Source organism: Oceanobacillus sp. FSL K6-2867 (assembly GCF_037963145.1).
Lineage (GTDB): Bacteria > Bacillota > Bacilli > Bacillales > Amphibacillaceae > Oceanobacillus.
This window is the reverse complement of record NZ_CP150144.1, coordinates 2639527-2656176: the sequence shown is the minus strand read 5'-3', so window position 1 is coordinate 2656176 and position 16650 is coordinate 2639527. Positions and strand designations below refer to the sequence as shown.

The 16650-nt window shown below is 38.6% G+C and carries 12 protein-coding genes and 1 riboswitch; of the genes, 7 read left to right on the top strand and 5 right to left on the bottom strand.

Annotated features, from left to right (window positions below; genetic code table 11):
* Positions 1 to 223: 223 nt before the first annotated feature.
* On the top strand, positions 224 to 2374 hold the full coding sequence (gene recQ, locus NSQ77_RS13000) for a DNA helicase RecQ (RefSeq protein WP_339226449.1): 2151 nt from the start codon (positions 224 to 226) through the stop codon (positions 2372 to 2374).
* Between the two features lie 258 nt (positions 2375 to 2632).
* Here the strand turns inward: recQ and NSQ77_RS12995 are convergent, their stop codons facing one another.
* Positions 2633 to 3877 carry an aminopeptidase gene (locus tag NSQ77_RS12995; protein ID WP_339226448.1) on the bottom strand — a complete coding sequence of 415 codons (1245 nt, stop codon included), beginning with the start codon at positions 3875 to 3877 and terminating at the stop codon, positions 2633 to 2635.
* A gap of 300 nt (positions 3878 to 4177) precedes the next feature.
* Here NSQ77_RS12995 and NSQ77_RS12990 point away from each other — a divergent pair, with 300 nt between their 5' ends.
* The gene (locus NSQ77_RS12990; protein ID WP_339226447.1) at positions 4178 to 4519 is read left to right on the top strand and encodes a helix-turn-helix domain-containing protein; all 342 of its coding nucleotides are present in this window, start codon (positions 4178 to 4180) and stop codon (positions 4517 to 4519) included.
* A 72-nt stretch (positions 4520 to 4591) separates the two neighbouring features.
* Here the strand turns inward: NSQ77_RS12990 and NSQ77_RS12985 are convergent, their stop codons facing one another.
* The 3 genes from NSQ77_RS12985 to megL form a co-directional block, all read right to left on the bottom strand.
* Positions 4592 to 5104 carry an acyl-CoA thioesterase gene (locus NSQ77_RS12985; RefSeq protein ID WP_339226446.1) on the bottom strand — a complete coding sequence of 171 codons (513 nt, stop codon included), beginning with the start codon at positions 5102 to 5104 and terminating at the stop codon, positions 4592 to 4594.
* Between the two features lie 61 nt (positions 5105 to 5165).
* Positions 5166 to 6605 carry a cardiolipin synthase gene (gene cls / locus NSQ77_RS12980; protein WP_339226445.1) on the bottom strand — a complete coding sequence of 480 codons (1440 nt, stop codon included), beginning with the start codon at positions 6603 to 6605 and terminating at the stop codon, positions 5166 to 5168.
* Between the two features lie 599 nt (positions 6606 to 7204).
* On the bottom strand, positions 7205 to 8389 hold the full coding sequence (gene megL, locus NSQ77_RS12975) for a methionine gamma-lyase (protein ID WP_339226444.1): 1185 nt from the start codon (positions 8387 to 8389) through the stop codon (positions 7205 to 7207).
* Positions 8390 to 8560: 171 nt separating this feature from the next.
* Between megL and rarD the strand changes: the two genes are divergently transcribed.
* From rarD to NSQ77_RS12955, 4 genes are all read left to right on the top strand, one after another.
* Positions 8561 to 9466, top strand: coding sequence for an EamA family transporter RarD (rarD, locus tag NSQ77_RS12970; RefSeq protein WP_339226443.1), 906 nt, complete (start codon positions 8561 to 8563; stop codon positions 9464 to 9466).
* A 124-nt stretch (positions 9467 to 9590) separates the two neighbouring features.
* Positions 9591 to 9703: riboswitch (SAM riboswitch) on the top strand.
* A gap of 95 nt (positions 9704 to 9798) precedes the next feature.
* Entirely contained in the window at positions 9799 to 11496 is a 1698-nt protein-coding gene (locus NSQ77_RS12965) for an O-acetylhomoserine aminocarboxypropyltransferase/cysteine synthase family protein (RefSeq protein WP_339226442.1), read from the top strand.
* Positions 11497 to 12059: 563 nt separating this feature from the next.
* The gene (locus NSQ77_RS12960) at positions 12060 to 12962 is read left to right on the top strand and encodes an SGNH/GDSL hydrolase family protein (protein ID WP_339226441.1); all 903 of its coding nucleotides are present in this window, start codon (positions 12060 to 12062) and stop codon (positions 12960 to 12962) included.
* A gap of 11 nt (positions 12963 to 12973) precedes the next feature.
* The gene (locus tag NSQ77_RS12955; protein WP_339226440.1) at positions 12974 to 13609 is read left to right on the top strand and encodes a YpmS family protein; all 636 of its coding nucleotides are present in this window, start codon (positions 12974 to 12976) and stop codon (positions 13607 to 13609) included.
* An 84-nt stretch (positions 13610 to 13693) separates the two neighbouring features.
* Here NSQ77_RS12955 and NSQ77_RS12950 read toward each other — a convergent pair whose 3' ends face one another.
* Positions 13694 to 14314 carry a hypothetical protein gene (locus NSQ77_RS12950; protein ID WP_339226438.1) on the bottom strand — a complete coding sequence of 207 codons (621 nt, stop codon included), beginning with the start codon at positions 14312 to 14314 and terminating at the stop codon, positions 13694 to 13696.
* A gap of 701 nt (positions 14315 to 15015) precedes the next feature.
* Here NSQ77_RS12950 and NSQ77_RS12945 point away from each other — a divergent pair.
* Positions 15016 to 16635 (top strand): ATP-binding cassette domain-containing protein, encoded by a 1620-nt coding sequence (locus NSQ77_RS12945; RefSeq protein ID WP_339226437.1) that lies wholly within the window; start codon positions 15016 to 15018, stop codon positions 16633 to 16635.
* Positions 16636 to 16650: the final 15 nt, after the last annotated feature.

The following is a 16650-nucleotide window of genomic DNA, read 5'->3' as shown; positions in this document are numbered from 1 at the left end:
TATCAACTTACTTGATAAGATAAGTATTTACCCGTTTCTCCTGCTGACAGTCTAATCAAAAATATGTTAGGATAAATCTATCATGCATTGAAAAGCTGTAATACTTTCTCTAAAGCGAAAAACTAAAAACCTGAGGGGTTCCTTGTGTCATGCCCTTATGGTAAAAACAGCTGTAAATATCTGATTCTGTTAAACTATCATTTTATGAAAAGGAGTCTCTTTCATGACGCTCGTAAAAGAAGAAAAAATTCTGCAAACTTATTTTGGGTACGAAACCTTTCGTCCAGGACAGGGACAAACGATACAACATGTTTTACAACTGCATAATACCCTTGCTGTTATGCCGACAGGTGGTGGTAAATCACTGTGCTACCAGATTCCTGGCATGTCAATGGAAGGAACCGCTATCATTATTTCCCCGTTAATCTCCCTTATGAAAGATCAAGTCGATGCACTTCAAGCTTTAGGCATTCCAGCTACTTACATCAACAGCTCCCTTTCTAATGGAGAACAACAAAGCCGATTACGTGATATAGAAAATCGTCGTTATAAGTTTGTTTACGTTGCACCAGAACGCTTTGAATCCACTGTATTTGTCAATATTATCAAGCGGATTCCGCTAGTGCTTGTAGCATTTGATGAAGCACATTGTATATCACAATGGGGACATGACTTTAGACCAAGCTATCGTTCCATCGTCCCTAATTTGAAAAGGCTATCGAATATCCCTGTGTTTGTTGCATTAACTGCAACGGCAACAGAAGAGGTCATTCATGACATTCAAGAATTGCTGCATATTTCTGGGGACCATGTAGTAAATACAGGTTTCGAACGGGAAAATCTCTCCTTTCATCTCGTTAAAGGAAAGGACAAGCAATCTTACATTCGGTCGTTTTTAGAGGAGCACCGTGAGGAATCTGGCATTATTTATACTGCCACACGAAAACAGGCTGATGCATTATATGAACAGCTGACAAAACGAGGAATTTCTGTTTCCAAATATCACGCAGGTTTATCAGAACAAGAAAGAAAGGAAGCCCAGGCAGCATTTATTCATGATGAAAAGTCCATTATGATTGCCACCAATGCTTTTGGAATGGGTATAGATAAATCGAATGTTCGCTACGTCATTCACTATGCAATGCCGATGAACATTGAATCGTATTACCAGGAAGCCGGCCGTGCTGGGCGTGACGGTGAGCCAAGTGATTGTATTCTTCTGTTCTCCCCGCAGGATGTCCAATTGCAGAAATTTTTAATTGAGCAGTCGCAAATGGATGAAGCGGCAAAGCAAAATGAATATCGAAAATTACAAGCGATGATTAACTATTGCCATACACATAGCTGCTTGACCTCCTTTATACTCGATTATTTTGATAATAACGTAACAAAGAGTTCGTGCAATCGCTGCAGTAACTGTGTGGAACGTCAGGAGAAAATGGATATTACAGAAGAGTCTCAAATGATTCTTTCATGTGTGAAGCGCATGGGTGAGCGCTTTGGTGTCGGAATGACTGCTAAAGTTCTAAAAGGATCCAAAGATAAAAAGCTTCGGGATTTTCGTCTTGATCAAATCACTACCTATGGAATACTTTCTGCTTATACAGAAAAGGAATTAACAGAACGGATACAGTTTCTTATTGCAGAACAGTTACTCGCAACCGAAGAAGGCCAGTTTCCTACATTACGATTGAATCAAAATTCAGTAGATGTATTAAAAGGAAAACGTTCTGTTGAGATGTTTACCGCGCCAATTCCCACAAGTGAAGATGCGGATTACCATGAGGATCTATTCGCAAAATTACGTGCATTACGGAAAGAAATTGCCGACGAAAAAAAAGTACCACCATATGTTCTTTTCTCCGATGTTACGTTAAAAGAACTGAGCCGCTATTTCCCTACAGATAAAGCGGATATGCTGGAAATTAAAGGGATTGGTGAAAAGAAATATGAACAGTATGGTGAGGCATTCTTAGCTGTTATTCAAGACTGGCGCCAAGAACATCCTGATATCAAGAAGAAAATTCGAATTGGTGACACTGCTCCTTCGAAACCGAAAGAAATGAAAACTGCCGATGACCGACCTAGCCATCTAATCAGCTATCAGATGTTCCAATCAGGAAAATCAATAAAGGATATTGCAGCCATTAGAGGTTTCTCTAAAATGACGATTGAGAATCATATTTTCAAAGCAGTTCAAGATGGCTATCCATTGGCCTGGGAAATCTTTTTTAATGTCCAAGAGGAAGAAGCTATACTGGCAGCACATGAAAAGCTTGACGAACCAAAGTTAAAGCCGTTGAAAGAATTGCTTCCAGAGGAATATGACTATACGAAAATTAAAGCTGTATTGGTTAAAAATGAATTGATGTAGCTTGACGATTGAGTGGATTGACGTTGCTGAAAGATGCTGTACTTTGCGGGGCTTTAGTCCGAAGTGGATGTTGGATGGTGCTGTTTTTTGGCGGAATGGTGCTGTTGCACGGGTGATTGGTGCTATTTTTGGGGAGAAATGGTGCCATAAAACGGAGCGATGGTGCTATTTTTGGGAGAAATCTATCTGCAGCATTAGTTTTCATTCCAGAGAAGTGAAAATCCAGCGCTTAAGTATAAGCGCTGGATTTCTATTATTTTATTCACCTTTGACATTTAATGCCCAAGTCCCATTACGGAATACTGCCTCCGTTGTTCCGTCTGCTTTTACACCATCGATATCCATGGCCTCAGAACCGATCATAAAGTCAACGTGGATCAAACTGTCATTTACACCATGTCTATCCAGTTCCTCTTCACTCATTTCCGAACCGCCTTCCAAGTTTGTTGGATAAGCTTTTCCTAGAGCAATATGGCAGGATGCATTTTCATCAAATAATGTATTGTAGAAAATTAATCCGGATTGGGAGATTGGAGATTCATCTGGAACTAATGCAATTTCTCCTAATCTGCGTGCACCTTCATCCGAGTCAAGCAGATGCTTTAGTACCTCTTCACCTGTTTCCGCTTTAAAATCAACCACTTTTCCGTCTTTAAAAGTCAAGCTGAAATTATCGATTAAACTGCCACCGTAATTAAGAGGCTTCGTGCTTGATACTGTTCCATTAACACCATATTTGTGCGGCATGGTGAAGACTTCTTCTGTTGGGATATTTGGGTTAAATGTAACACCTGTTTCTGCTTCTGCAGATCCGCCTTTCCAAATATGTCCTTGTGGAAGCTCCATTTCCAGATCTGTTCCAGGTGCTTTAAAAATCAATTTTTGATAGTTTTTCTTATTTAAAACTTCTCGTGCTGTTTTTAATGTTGCATTATGCTTATCCCATGCAGCAATTGGATCATCCTGATCAACACGTACAATGCTTACAATTGCTTCCCATAAACTTTCCACTGCATCCTCTTTTGACTTGTCAGGGAAAATTTTCTGCGCCCAATCACCTGATGGAATTGAAATGATAGACCAAGGAATCTTGTCATTCATTGTATAGTTACGGAAATTCACCATTGCTTCTGCTGCAGCTTTATTTGCCTTCGCAACACGTGATGGATCAATATTTTGTAATAAATCAGGATTCGTGGAACGGATATGCAATATCGCAGCTCCATCTTCTGCAAATGTATCATGGAGCTTCACACGCCACTCCGGGAAGTCTTCAATAACTTGATCTGGAGCGTTTTCATACTTTAACAGCGTCAATTCATCATCGACCCAGTTAATATGCACATCCTTCGCACCTAATTCATATGCTTTCCGAGCAACGATTTTTGTAAAATCTGACCCTTCAATTGGTGCGTTAATCATTACTGCCTGCCCTTTTTGTAAATTAACACCTGTGTGTAATGCCAATTCCGCATACTTCTCTTGTGTTCTTTGACTTACCATAATTCAAACCTCCAAGATATTTCAGATAATGGTCTCATCCAGAAGTCTTTACTTTTTAAACAGTATGTCTTTTGTCAGAGGGATGAATGTACCATATAGTCATTATTCCATAATCAATAGAAAATTGCCAAAATCACCTTCTATATTTTCAAATTCCTGCCAATAGAACGATAGGTCAGTTCTATTTACGGTATTAGTGGTTTGTGCTATTATAATAATATAGAAGTTACTTTTTGTAATCACTGGAATGTTTTATATAAAGCAAATTGAAATGATTGTATAGGAAATGAGGTAATCATAATGGAAAAATTATGTCCACGTTTTGAAAAAGCGATGGGACTTCTTAGCACACGCTGGGTGGGTTTAATTTTATTTGAATTATTAAAGGGAACAAAACGCTTCTCTGAAATGGAAGCTGATTTGCCTATTAGCGGAAGACTGTTATCTGATCGGCTGAAGCTGCTTGAAAAAGAAGGAATTGTGGAACGGAATATTTATTCTGAATTCCCTGTTCGAATCGAATATTCTCTATCTCAAAAAGGCAAGGATCTAGAACCAGTTATTAAAGAAATTCAATGTTGGGCTGATGGTCATATTACCGCTGAGGAAATTCAAAAAGATGAGGACAAACAAAAAGATTAACGATACAGGCGCTTCAAAAAACAGGCTGTTGCGAGCAACAGCCTGTTTCATTCGGAATTCAGAATTCCAATTTTATTCCATTGCATATTTTGTACCAAAGGTTGCAGCCAGTTCTTGAGAATGCCGTCTTCTTTCTCCCCTGCGCTTTGCTCGCAGTGCTGCATTTTCATGGAGCATTTTTTCCAAATCTGTTTCTGGATAAACAGACGGTACAGGAACAGGCTTTCCATTTTCATCAATCGCTACAAACGTCATAAATGCAGTGGCACTGACTCTTCTTTCCCCTGTTACTAAATCCTCGGTTACTGCTTTCGCAAAAACCTCCATCGATGTATGATGTGTCCATGTAACAAATGACTCGATTGAAATCGAATGGCCGACTTTTACAGGAGCCAGAAAATCCACGGAATCCGTCGATGCAGTTACAACAGGATTCCTAGCATGCTTCACTGCCGCTATTGCTGCGATATCATCAATATGCGCCATTAATTTTCCGCCAAATAGTGTACCAAAAGCATTTGTATCTGGCGGGAGTACATGTGTTGTTTTTATTGCTAATGAGTTTGAGCATGGTTTTGCTTCCATATTTTTTTCCTCCTGATGACTTTCCGCCGTTTACTATAAGTTATTCCTGCTTCCGAATGCCCTATAGCACTGGCGAAATTAGTCTGGAAATTGATTCTTTAAATCGAATACCAATTGTTCTTTGGTCATACAGTTTCTTCGTCATCTGTGTCGATAGCTCAATATCATCGTTAAACCTTTGAACTAGTCGTTCAGCTATTTCGGTATCATATAAAAATGCATTCACCTCAAAGTTGAGACGGAAACTGCGAACATCAATGTTTGCAGTCCCTACTGATGCAATTTTCCCATCAACAACAATTGTTTTTGCATGAAGAAAACCGTTTTGATAAATAAACACCTCAGCACCAGCTGTTAATAGTTCCCCACTGCTGGATAACGTTGCCCAGTACACGAATGGATGATCTGGTTTATTTGGAATCATAATTTTCACATCTACACCGGATAATGCAGCAATTCGCAATGCATCTTTCACACTTTCATCTGGTATAAAATAAGGTGTTTGAATGTAAATATAGTCCTTGGCCGCCATAATCATCTTAATGTAGCCATTTTTTATTTGTTCCCATTCCGTATCCGGACCGCTTGAAACTATCTGGATCCCTACGTCTCCACTTGGACTCGTGTTATAATAGCGATCATCATATAGAATATCATTTTTGGATGCTTGATTCCAATCGAGAATAAAGCGAGTTTGCAAACTTTGAACAGCCTCCCCCATTACACGTAAATGTGTGTCACGCCAATATCCAAATTTCCTGCTTTTTCCAAGATATTCATCACCAACATTGAATCCGCCAATATAGCCAATCTTCCCATCTATAATCGTTAGCTTACGATGATTTCGATAGTTTATTTTAAAATTAATGATAAGCTTAGATGGAAAAAATGACTCCACCATAACACCCGCGTTCTTTAATCGCTTTACATAGCTTCTTTTTAAAGAACGCGACCCCATATCATCATAGAGAACCCGGACATCAACACCCTCATTCGCTTTTTTAATGAGAACCTCTGCCAGACGCTGACCAAGCTCATCACTTCGCATAATATAGTATTGCATGTGAATGTGGTCCTTTGCCTTTTGCAGATCCTGAATCAGCGCTTCAAATTTTTCTTGCCCATCAGTATAAATTCCTATCTTATTATCTTGCGAAAAAATAGCATCATCATTCCGCAATAGAAGGTACACTAGGTCGCTATATTCACGCATCGCCTCATCATTAAAGTGAAAATCCTTATCCTCCAAGGTGCGCAGCTGTGATTGAACAGTCGTTTTTACACCCATCATGCTTTTTTTATCCCATGTGAAAATTCTTCTGTTGCTTATTGGCTTACCAAAAATTAAGTATAGAATAAATCCTGCGATTGGAATAAACAGCAATACCATTAACCATGCCCATGAAGAGGTTGGATCTTTCCTTTCCAAAAATACAATAGAAATACCCAATGCAATATTTAAAACGATTATAAGTCCGAGTAAAAACGACAGTATTCCCATCGTATCAATCTCCCTCTAAACGTATATTTCCACTATCTAATATAGCACAGAAATTTAATCCAGGTTAGTGATGCGCTGTTTTTTCAATGTTTCATGCATACTATTTAGCCTATCCAAGAAAAGATAAAACATAGTAAGGAATTTTTTCGCGTTTGAAAGAAACTCCGGATTAGTGCAATTACGGTATGTGCGTATACTCGCTCCGCTAATTTTGCTTTGCTACATTCCACAGTAGTAACATAAACAAAGTTTTCATTTTAACCAGTCCGGGTGAGCGGAGGGCGGTGACTCTTCGAAAATAGGATGTAAATGCTGACGAAGCATTCCTTGTCCTGTGGGAACAGCACGTGTCTGAAGTCTTGCAGGAAGTGGTTTTCTTTCGGAGAGGCTGAAGTCGTGCCCACGGAAAGCATCCGCCCGGAGCTATCCCGGACGGCGGGGCTTACACATACCTTAGCAGTTAGTTAGAAGTTTATATAAACCCAGGTTGAAATCCCTTCTCTTCCTATCCAATTCTATTATCATAGAACAAATAAAATACACGCCATGCTAGAAAATAATTAACATTTGGCGTGTATGTAAAAGGAGCGTTGCTTATCTTATAATTGCTCTAATGCCTGTTCCAAATCAGCCCAAATATCCTCCCACGCTTCCAATCCAACTGAAAGCCGAATAAGCTGATCCGTAATGCCCATTTGCTGGCGCACTTCGTATGGTATGCTTGCATGTGTCATTGTAGCAGGATGCTCAATTAACGTTTCGGCATCTCCTAGACTGACTGCAATCTTTATAAAGCCCAATTGATTCAATAGTAATTGTGCTTGGCTTTTATCTCCTTTCACTTCAAAGGAAATAATTCCTCCACCGCGTTTCATTTGTTTTTTCATAATCGAGAAATCCCGATTTTCTTCGTCTTCGGGATAATATACATTAGCGATTTTTCGATGCATCTTCAGCTGCTCGACAATTTTTTGGGCATTGTCACAGTGACGATCCAAACGAACTGGCAATGTTTTTAAGCCACGCAGCAATAACCATGCATCAAATGGAGAAATCACGCCGCCAATATCTTTTTGTGTTGTTTGCGAAACCATATCAATAAACGATTTTTTGCCAACTACTAAACCAGCAATTACATCTCCGTGACCGCCAATGTATTTCGTTGCGCTATGAAGGACAATATCGCATCCTAATTCCAATGGTTGCTGTAAATATGGAGATGAAAATGTGTTGTCCACCACAACTGGAATACCATATTCTTTTGCAACCTCTGCTACTTGCTTCAAATCAATTAAACGCATTGTTGGATTAATCGGCGTTTCTACATAGATGACAGTGGTTTCTGGCCGAATAAGACTGCGAAGCTCTTCCTTTGATTTCATCTCTGAAAAATCAGTCATTATATTATATTTTTCCCGCATCATCGTCAACAATCCGAATGTACAACCATATAATCCTGAGGAGCAAATAATATGGTCATTTGCTTTTGTCAATGCAATGAGAACAGCTGATACTGCCGCCATTCCTGAAGCAAATGCGAGCCCGGCCTCGCCCTTTTCCAAGCTTGCAACCCGTTCTTCAAGTACACGCACGGTTGGATTTCCCAGCCGTGAATAAATATAACCCGATTCTTCACCTGCAAAGCGGCGTTCTCCTAGCTCGGCAGTTTCAAATGAATAGGTAGATGTTTGAAAAATGGGTGTGGAAAGACTTCCAAGCATTTCTTTTGAATCATAGCCTTCATGGATAACAGCCGTTTCAAAACGTTTTTGTTTTTGTATCATCCGTAAACCCCCTTCTATAGATGTTACTTATACTCATATCTATCATATCGAATATAACTCACACAGGAAAGCGTTTTCTGGATCAAAGATAAGCTAAGTGATTGCTAAATTGGCAAATTCCATCTAACATAATAGGAATATTAACAAAAAATCCGCTTAGGAGGGATAATAATGGATAATCGGCATTCGAAAACTGGCATCATCTATACGTTCAGCGCCTACCTCTTATGGGGAATTATTACCATGTACTGGAAGCAAATTGAATATGTTCCAGCTGGAGAAATTCTAGCACATCGCATAGCATGGTCAGCTGTATTCATGCTGCTTCTCGTCATTATTCTTGGTAAATGGAACCACTTCATACAGGAGTGTCGGCAAATTATCAAAAAGAAAAAGCAATTATTCGGGATTACAGCGGCCGCGATTGTAATTACATTAAACTGGTTTCTATTTATTTGGGCAGTTGTTCAAGGACATATCCTGCAAGCAAGTCTTGGATATTATATCAACCCGCTTATTAGTATTTTATTAGGAGTTATCATTTTGAAAGAACCAGTGACGAAAAGTCAATTACTCTCCTTCATTCTAGCAGCTATCGGTGTGTTTTACTTAACATTCAATTTTGGCGTATTTCCCTGGATCTCCTTGCTGTTAGCAACCACGTTTGCATTATACGGATTGCTGAAAAAAACAGTGAATGTCAGCGCAATGTCCGGCCTGACAATCGAAACGTTGCTCATTACACCAGCAGCACTTATTTATTTATGGCTTATACCGAGCAGTTCATTTTCATTTACGCCATTTATCACGGTTACGAACTTATTTTTAATTGGGGCAGGTATTGCTACCGCTGTTCCTCTATTATTATTTTCTAGTGGCGCTAAACAGATTCCTCTAGCGATGGTAGGTTTTTTGCAATATATCACGCCTACAATGATGCTTGTAATCGGTGTGTTTTTCTATAATGAACCTTTTTCCCAGGCACATCTCATTACATTTGTTTTTATATGGACCGCCTTATTTATATATATGGCTTCTATTTATAAAAATTCGCAGCGTCGTTTGCGGACACACTAAAATACATCTTTAGCATCTGGTTAATCTTAAACATACAGCCAGTTTGTTTTAAACTTTTCAGAAAACAGCATTGACAGAAAATAAAATTCATTGTATACTCACAATAACTTAAATAATGCAACATCTCTTATCAAGAGTGGCGGAGGGAATAGGCCCTATGAAGCCCAGCAACCTTAAGGCATTAACTTGCTTGTAACGGTGCTAAATCCTACAGGTTAAAAGCCTGGTAGATAAGAGGAGGAACGGTTCGTACATACGCCCTCTTCTTAGGAAGAGGGCTTTTTCGTTATCTCTCTTCAAGAACATATAACATTTTAAGGAGGATTTTTATTATGTCACAATTTCAGCCAGAAACGGTATTACTTCATGGAGGGCAGCAGCCTGATCCAACTACAGGTGCACGTGCTGTTCCAATCTATCAAACAACTTCTTATGTTTTTCGCGATACAGAGCACGCTCAAAACTTATTTGGTTTAGCAGAACCAGGTAATATATACTCTCGTATTATGAATCCGACCGTTGATGCATTCGAACAGCGTGTTGCCCAGCTGGAGGATGGAGTTGGTGCTGTAGCAACATCGTCTGGAATGGCTGCTATTACACTAGCAATCTTGAATATCGCGGAAGCTGGAGATGAAATTATCGCGGACAGCAACTTATATGGAGGGACGTACAATCTTTTTGCAGCAACTCTTCCACGCTACGGAATTACAGTAAAATTTGTCGATGGTACAAAACCAGAAGAATTTGAAGCTGCAATTACCGATAAAACAAAAGCTATATTCGGTGAAGTTATCACCAACCCAAGCCTTTACATTTTTGACGTTGAAACTGTTGCTGACATTGCGCATGCTCATGGCATTCCATTAATTATTGATAATACATTTGCTCCTTATATCGCAAAACCACTCACTTGGGGCGCTGATATAGTCATTCATTCCGCAACAAAATGGATTGGCGGTCATGGTACAACAATTGGTGGAGTTGTCGTTGACGGCGGAAGATTTGACTGGAATAACAATCGGTTTCCTGGATTCACGGAGCCTGATGAAACGTATCACGGCTTAAAATATAAGGATCTTGGACCAACAGCATTTATTACAAAACTGCGTGTTCAATTATTGCGAGATATCGGTGCATGCTTGAGTCCGCAAAGTGCGTTTTTATTCCTGCAAGGACTGGAAACACTTCATCTAAGAATTGAAAGACACAATCAAAATGCAGAAAAAGTAGCTGCCTATTTACAAAAACATAAAGCAGTGGAATGGATTAACTTCCCTGGCTTGAAGGAACATCCATCCCATAATCTTGCTAAGAAATATTTCAAGAACGGGTATGGCTCCATTATTACATTTGGTATCCAAGGCGGTCGTGATGCAGGCAGAAAACTAATCGACAATGTGAAGCTATGGTCACATGTGGCAAATGTCGGAGATGCCAAATCCTTAATTATTCATCCTGCTTCAACGACACATCAGCAACTAAGTGCAGAGGACTTGAAGAAAAGTGGTGTATCCGAAGAGCTCGTCCGCTTGTCGGTTGGGTTAGAAGCTGTGGAAGATGTTCTGGCAGATTTAGAGCAGGCAATTGGTAAAGCAACAGGAGTTAATCAAGAAGCACAACAATCCGATGACAATGCAATTAACGGCTTGCTTTCTTCTCCATTTGATCGCACTGAAGGTGTACGCAAAAAGATTATTGCTTGCATCGGTATTGATCAGAATGAAACGAAATCATTAGAAAAACTTGGCTTTGAGATTGTGCCTGTAGAAAATGATCCTGCCAATGAATTATCTGTAATTACATCTCCTGTTGATGCATTATGGATTAACAATAAAGAACTGCCAGCAGCAGTTATTGAACAGTTGGTAAATAAAGAAATCAAGTTTATTTTCGCTGAGGGAGCTGCAAGCACAAATCAAACAGTTCAGCATGCAAATGCTGCGGGAATTATTGTTACGGAAGTCAATCCAGCTACATTAGCACTTCAGCTTCGTAGCAATAACACGCAAAATACTGTTACAGTTTAACAATTATACCGATCAGGTTTACTTCTTCATCGAAATGGGAATATACCCAAAGAGAGCAAACCAAAATTTAAATCGCCTTCTATCCAGAGGGCGATTTTTTAATTAAGCTTTTATTTTCGTTATTGTCGTATTTAAAAGAAACGATGGATTTGGATTAATGTGCAATTATGGGTTGTGCGTATACCCGCTACAGAAACACACTTCGCGCACCTTAGGGTGACCCGACGCTTCTTGAACTACATTCTGTGAAGTCTATATCTACCATGTAATAAAAACGGTGTGTAATTGAGAACAACTTCAAGTTTAACTTCTTATATTATTGATTAAACTTATAAAGGATGTATTCTAAAAAAATGCTCACAATAACAACAACTACCGCCTTGAAATGGTGGGAAACGAGCATTACATATAAAGAACAGAAGAACTTCAGATGATTTTCTTTAACTTAATTTTTACAGGATGATTGAAAGGGTATATAATTTATAAATCCTCTTCGAATAATTATAAAGCGGACAAATTAGCCTTTTTTCCATATTATATTAAGAGATAACTGCATAGGTGTGATGAACTTGAAAAAGTATGTTTATATAGCCCTTTCCCTTTTAGTTATTGGATTTGCAATGGTTTATTTTATGCAGCAGTCACAGAAGACAATTACGGAGCCTGCAACTGAGCATGAGCATGATATGGAACAAGAACAAAAAGAACAGGACGAGGACAATAAATCGGATGCTAATGAAGAGAAACAAGAACAAGAGAAAGAAACAAAACAACCTGGATTACCACCAAGTATATCTGGAGCACTACAGAGTACAGTTAGTTTCTTCAGCAATCAGGAAACAAAGATTGTTGCCATCGGGGATTCACTCACCCAAGGCGTTGGGGATGAAACGGAGCAAGGCGGCTATATTGGAATATTAGAAAGAACAATTAATGATGGGTTACAAACAGTAGAAATTGATAATTTCGGCAAGCGGGGAAACCGGACAGATCAATTGCTTAAGCGTTTAGAGAAGCAAGAAATACGTGATGCAATTGCGGATTCTGATTTAGTACTGATTACGATTGGTGCAAATGATATTATGAAGATAGCGAGAGAAAACATTATGCACCTCGTTATCGATGACTTTGTTGCTGAAATGGAAGACTATGAAACCCGAATTCGGCAAATATTCGATAAGATTACTGCATTAAATCCAGACACTCATATATACCTTGTCGGCTTTTATAACCCTTTTAAAAAATATTTTAAAGATATTAAAGAGCTCGATTTAATTGTTGGTAAATGGAACACTGCAAGCAGCAGCATTGCCAGTGAATATGAAAATATTACCTTTATTCCAACAGAAGATTTATTTAAAGTGACAAACACCAACCTGTTTGCCGAAGACAATTTTCACCCAAATTATGAAGGCTATTATTTAATAGCCGAACGAGTACTTGACTATATTACGTCTAGAAGATAAGGATGAACGCTATGTCAGATAGAAAACAGCGTTTGAAAAATAACAAATGGAAAAAGGCTTTCTACGGCTTACTGATTTTTAATGGTATTGTTATTGCAGTGCTTCTCGCACTCTTATTTGGACCTGTTCCGGAAAATAAAGTGCCTGTCCGCAATGGGCATGGCGATCAAGAAAGCTCTGAGTTTATTATACGAACTTCCAAACAGAATCTGAATAATCTTGTCAATGCATATATTGAACAATTACTTGGGGATTCAGAGCATTACTATCGTATCTCACTAGATGAAGACGTCCATTTAATCGGGGAACTGCCTGTATTTTCAACCACAGTCCCACTTTCCGTTCATTTGGAACCATTGGTTCAGGAAAACGGTGACCTTGTATTAAAACAAAAATCCATATCAGTTGGGTTATTAGAACTCCCAAACAAAAAGATCATGGAATATATGGCTGATTTACTTCCAATGCCAGATTGGGTTACTGTCAATCCGCAAGAGCAAGAAATTTATGTGGCTGTTACAGATATGGACATCCGCAGTAATTTTCAAGTTGCAGTTGAAAACATTGACCTGGAAGCAAACAATATTGCATTTCGGTTAAAAGTTCCTTATGAAACACTGGGATTGGAAATGCTCGGTCCATGGTAAATTCAAAGGGGCACCACACTCGCTCTTAGTTTACAGTTAAATAGCAAAAAGAACCATTTACATTTGTAGATGGTTCTTTTTTGTTTATTTTAAACCCAAGCGCTTAAATCGGGAAGATATTAGAAAAATAAATGATTGCTTCGTTACCGCTTGGTCTTGTATTACTTTTTCTGGCTCTTTCTGTTCTGAATAATCACCAAGAATGCCTTTATATATGAGCTGCATTCCTGGGTAGCTTCGAATATCTGCTGGTGTAATAAAGCTAATCGGCTTCCCAAATTGAAACCTCTTCATATCCCGCAGTACTGTGGCCACAAATTCGGAACAGAATAGCGCGAATTTCCGATTAATCTCTACTTCAAACATAACACCAAATAAACCAATGAAATTATATTTATAAAGCTGTTTCTTTGCTTCAATCTCTTTTATATTAAGAAGAATGCCTTCATATTCTTCTTCCGTAACTTTAAAACTGTATAGCTCACAGGTAGAACGCTTTAAAAATTCACTATGAATGTCTTCCTTAATAAATCCGCCGATAAACGGATTTCTCGGCTGTTTTCTTCCAAAGCTATACAATTCCTTCAATTGCGGATCAAAACCGATAGAGACATGGTTTAATGACTTCTTCGTATAAAAATTTATTGCTTTTGACAGATAACTGCCTGTATCGGTAAAAAGGAAATAAATAATCCTTTCACCCATGCCTTCCCCTCCTTTCCACTTATGGGCGATAAACAAATTGATTTTTTATTTGGCAAGTAGGAAAGCATAAAGCTTTCCTACTTGCATAAGTGCAACTAAGGCATTCGCCTGAAAGCTTAGCGAATGCCAAGTTTTCTAATAGTCTTTTGTACTACTATTACAAAAAATGGACAAATATACAAGTTATTTTTCATGTTGCCACTTTTACGGTGTGAATCGGTATATAAATTTTGAACAAATAAAAGCTTCAATCGACTTCTAATATTCTCCACGCTTTCCAAATTCCTGGTTACATTGTATTCAGCTCGGATGTAAAAGAAACTGCCGCTTAGCTTACTGGCAAAATATGTGCAGTAATCACCGCCCTACACTCTCCCGAACTGGTTAGTGCAACATTAACGTTTCGATAAACTATGCTAGTAATAGGAGGTGAGACAATTCTAGCGAAGGAAACACATAATCCATCATTATACATTAGTTCGCTTTTTATATCGTCTGTGCAAACAAGCAAAAGTTGTCCATAGGTGAATGGTCTACAATAGTAACTTCCTATTAATATAGCATATTATAGAACAATGAAATAGAAAACCTACAAAACATTACCAATTTGTAAATCATGCTGTCGGGTTCTTGCAAAATTGCGTCAAATAACGTAAGCTTACCATGATTACTATTTATTTTATTGGAGGAAAAGACCCAGAATGATAACTGTTACTAACGTTAGTTTACGATATGGTGATAAAAAGCTGTTTGAAGATGTAAGCCTTAAGTTTACTCCTGGAAACTGCTATGGTGTGATTGGTGCAAATGGCGCGGGAAAGTCGACTTTTCTAAAAGTGCTATCTGGTGAAGTTGAAGCACAGTCAGGGAACGTTTCTATGTCTCCTGGCGAACGACTTGCTGTATTAAAGCAGGATCACTTTGCTTATGAGGACCATGAAGTGATTGATACGGTTTTAATGGGACATGAAAAACTATATAAAGTTAAACAAGAGAAAGATGCTATCTATATGAAAGCTGATTTTTCAGAGGAAGATGGTATGCGTGCAGCAGAACTGGAAGGCGAGTTTGCTGAGATGAACGGCTGGGAAGCTGAATCAGATGCTGCTGTATTGCTAAAAGGTCTTGGCATTGAAGAATCGCTTCATACGATGAAGATGGCAGAGCTTACTGCTGATCAGAAAGTAAAAGTTTTACTTGCACAAGCGTTATTTGGCAGCCCAGATATTCTGCTGCTCGATGAGCCGACAAACGGACTTGATATTCAAGCAATCCAGTGGCTGGAAGAATTTTTAATTAACTTTGAGAACACGGTAATCGTAGTATCTCATGACAGACACTTCTTAAATAAAGTATGTACGCATATCGCTGATGTTGACTATGGAAAAATCCAAATTTATATTGGAAACTATGATTTCTGGTATGAATCCAGTCAGCTTGCTACGCAAATGGCACAGGATGCCAACAAAAAGAAGGAAGAAAAAATTAAAGAGCTGCAAGCCTTTATCGCTCGATTTAGTGCAAATGCATCAAAATCGAAGCAGGCAACATCTCGTAAAAAAATGCTCGATAATATTACGTTGGATGATATTAAACCATCTTCCCGGAAATACCCGTACATTGCTTTTACACCTGAACGCGAAATCGGAAATGATCTATTGCGTGTTGAGGGATTAAGCAAAACGATTGAAGGGGTAAAAATTTTAGACAATATCAGCTTTACGATGAATAAAGATGATAAAGTTGCCCTCGTTGGAAAAAATGATATCGCCAAAACGACTTTATTAAAAATTTTAGCAGGTGAAATGGATCCTGACGAAGGTACGTATCATTGGGGTGTTACAACATCTCAATCTTACTTCCCTAAAGATAACTCGAAATACTTCGAAAATGGGGATTTAACCCTTGTTGACTGGCTTCGTCAATATTCTCCAGAAGATGAGACAGAAACATTTTTACGCGGATTTTTAGGAAGAATGCTGTTTTCCGGTGAAGAAGCACTGAAAAAGGCGAATGTGCTATCTGGTGGTGAAAAAGTACGTTGTATGCTGTCGAAAATGATGCTTTCACACGCAAACGTACTAATGCTTGATGAACCGACCAACCATCTAGATTTAGAATCGATTCAATCATTGAACAATGGATTGATTAAATTTAAAGGGTCCATTCTGTTTACATCACATGACCATCAATTCATTAACAGTATTGCAAATCGTTTAATCGAAATTACACCAAAAGGTATTATCGATAAAGAGATGAGCTATGACGAATACGTACAAGATCGCAAACTGCAAAAACAAATTGCAGAAATGTATGCGTAAAATACCAAGAGAAGA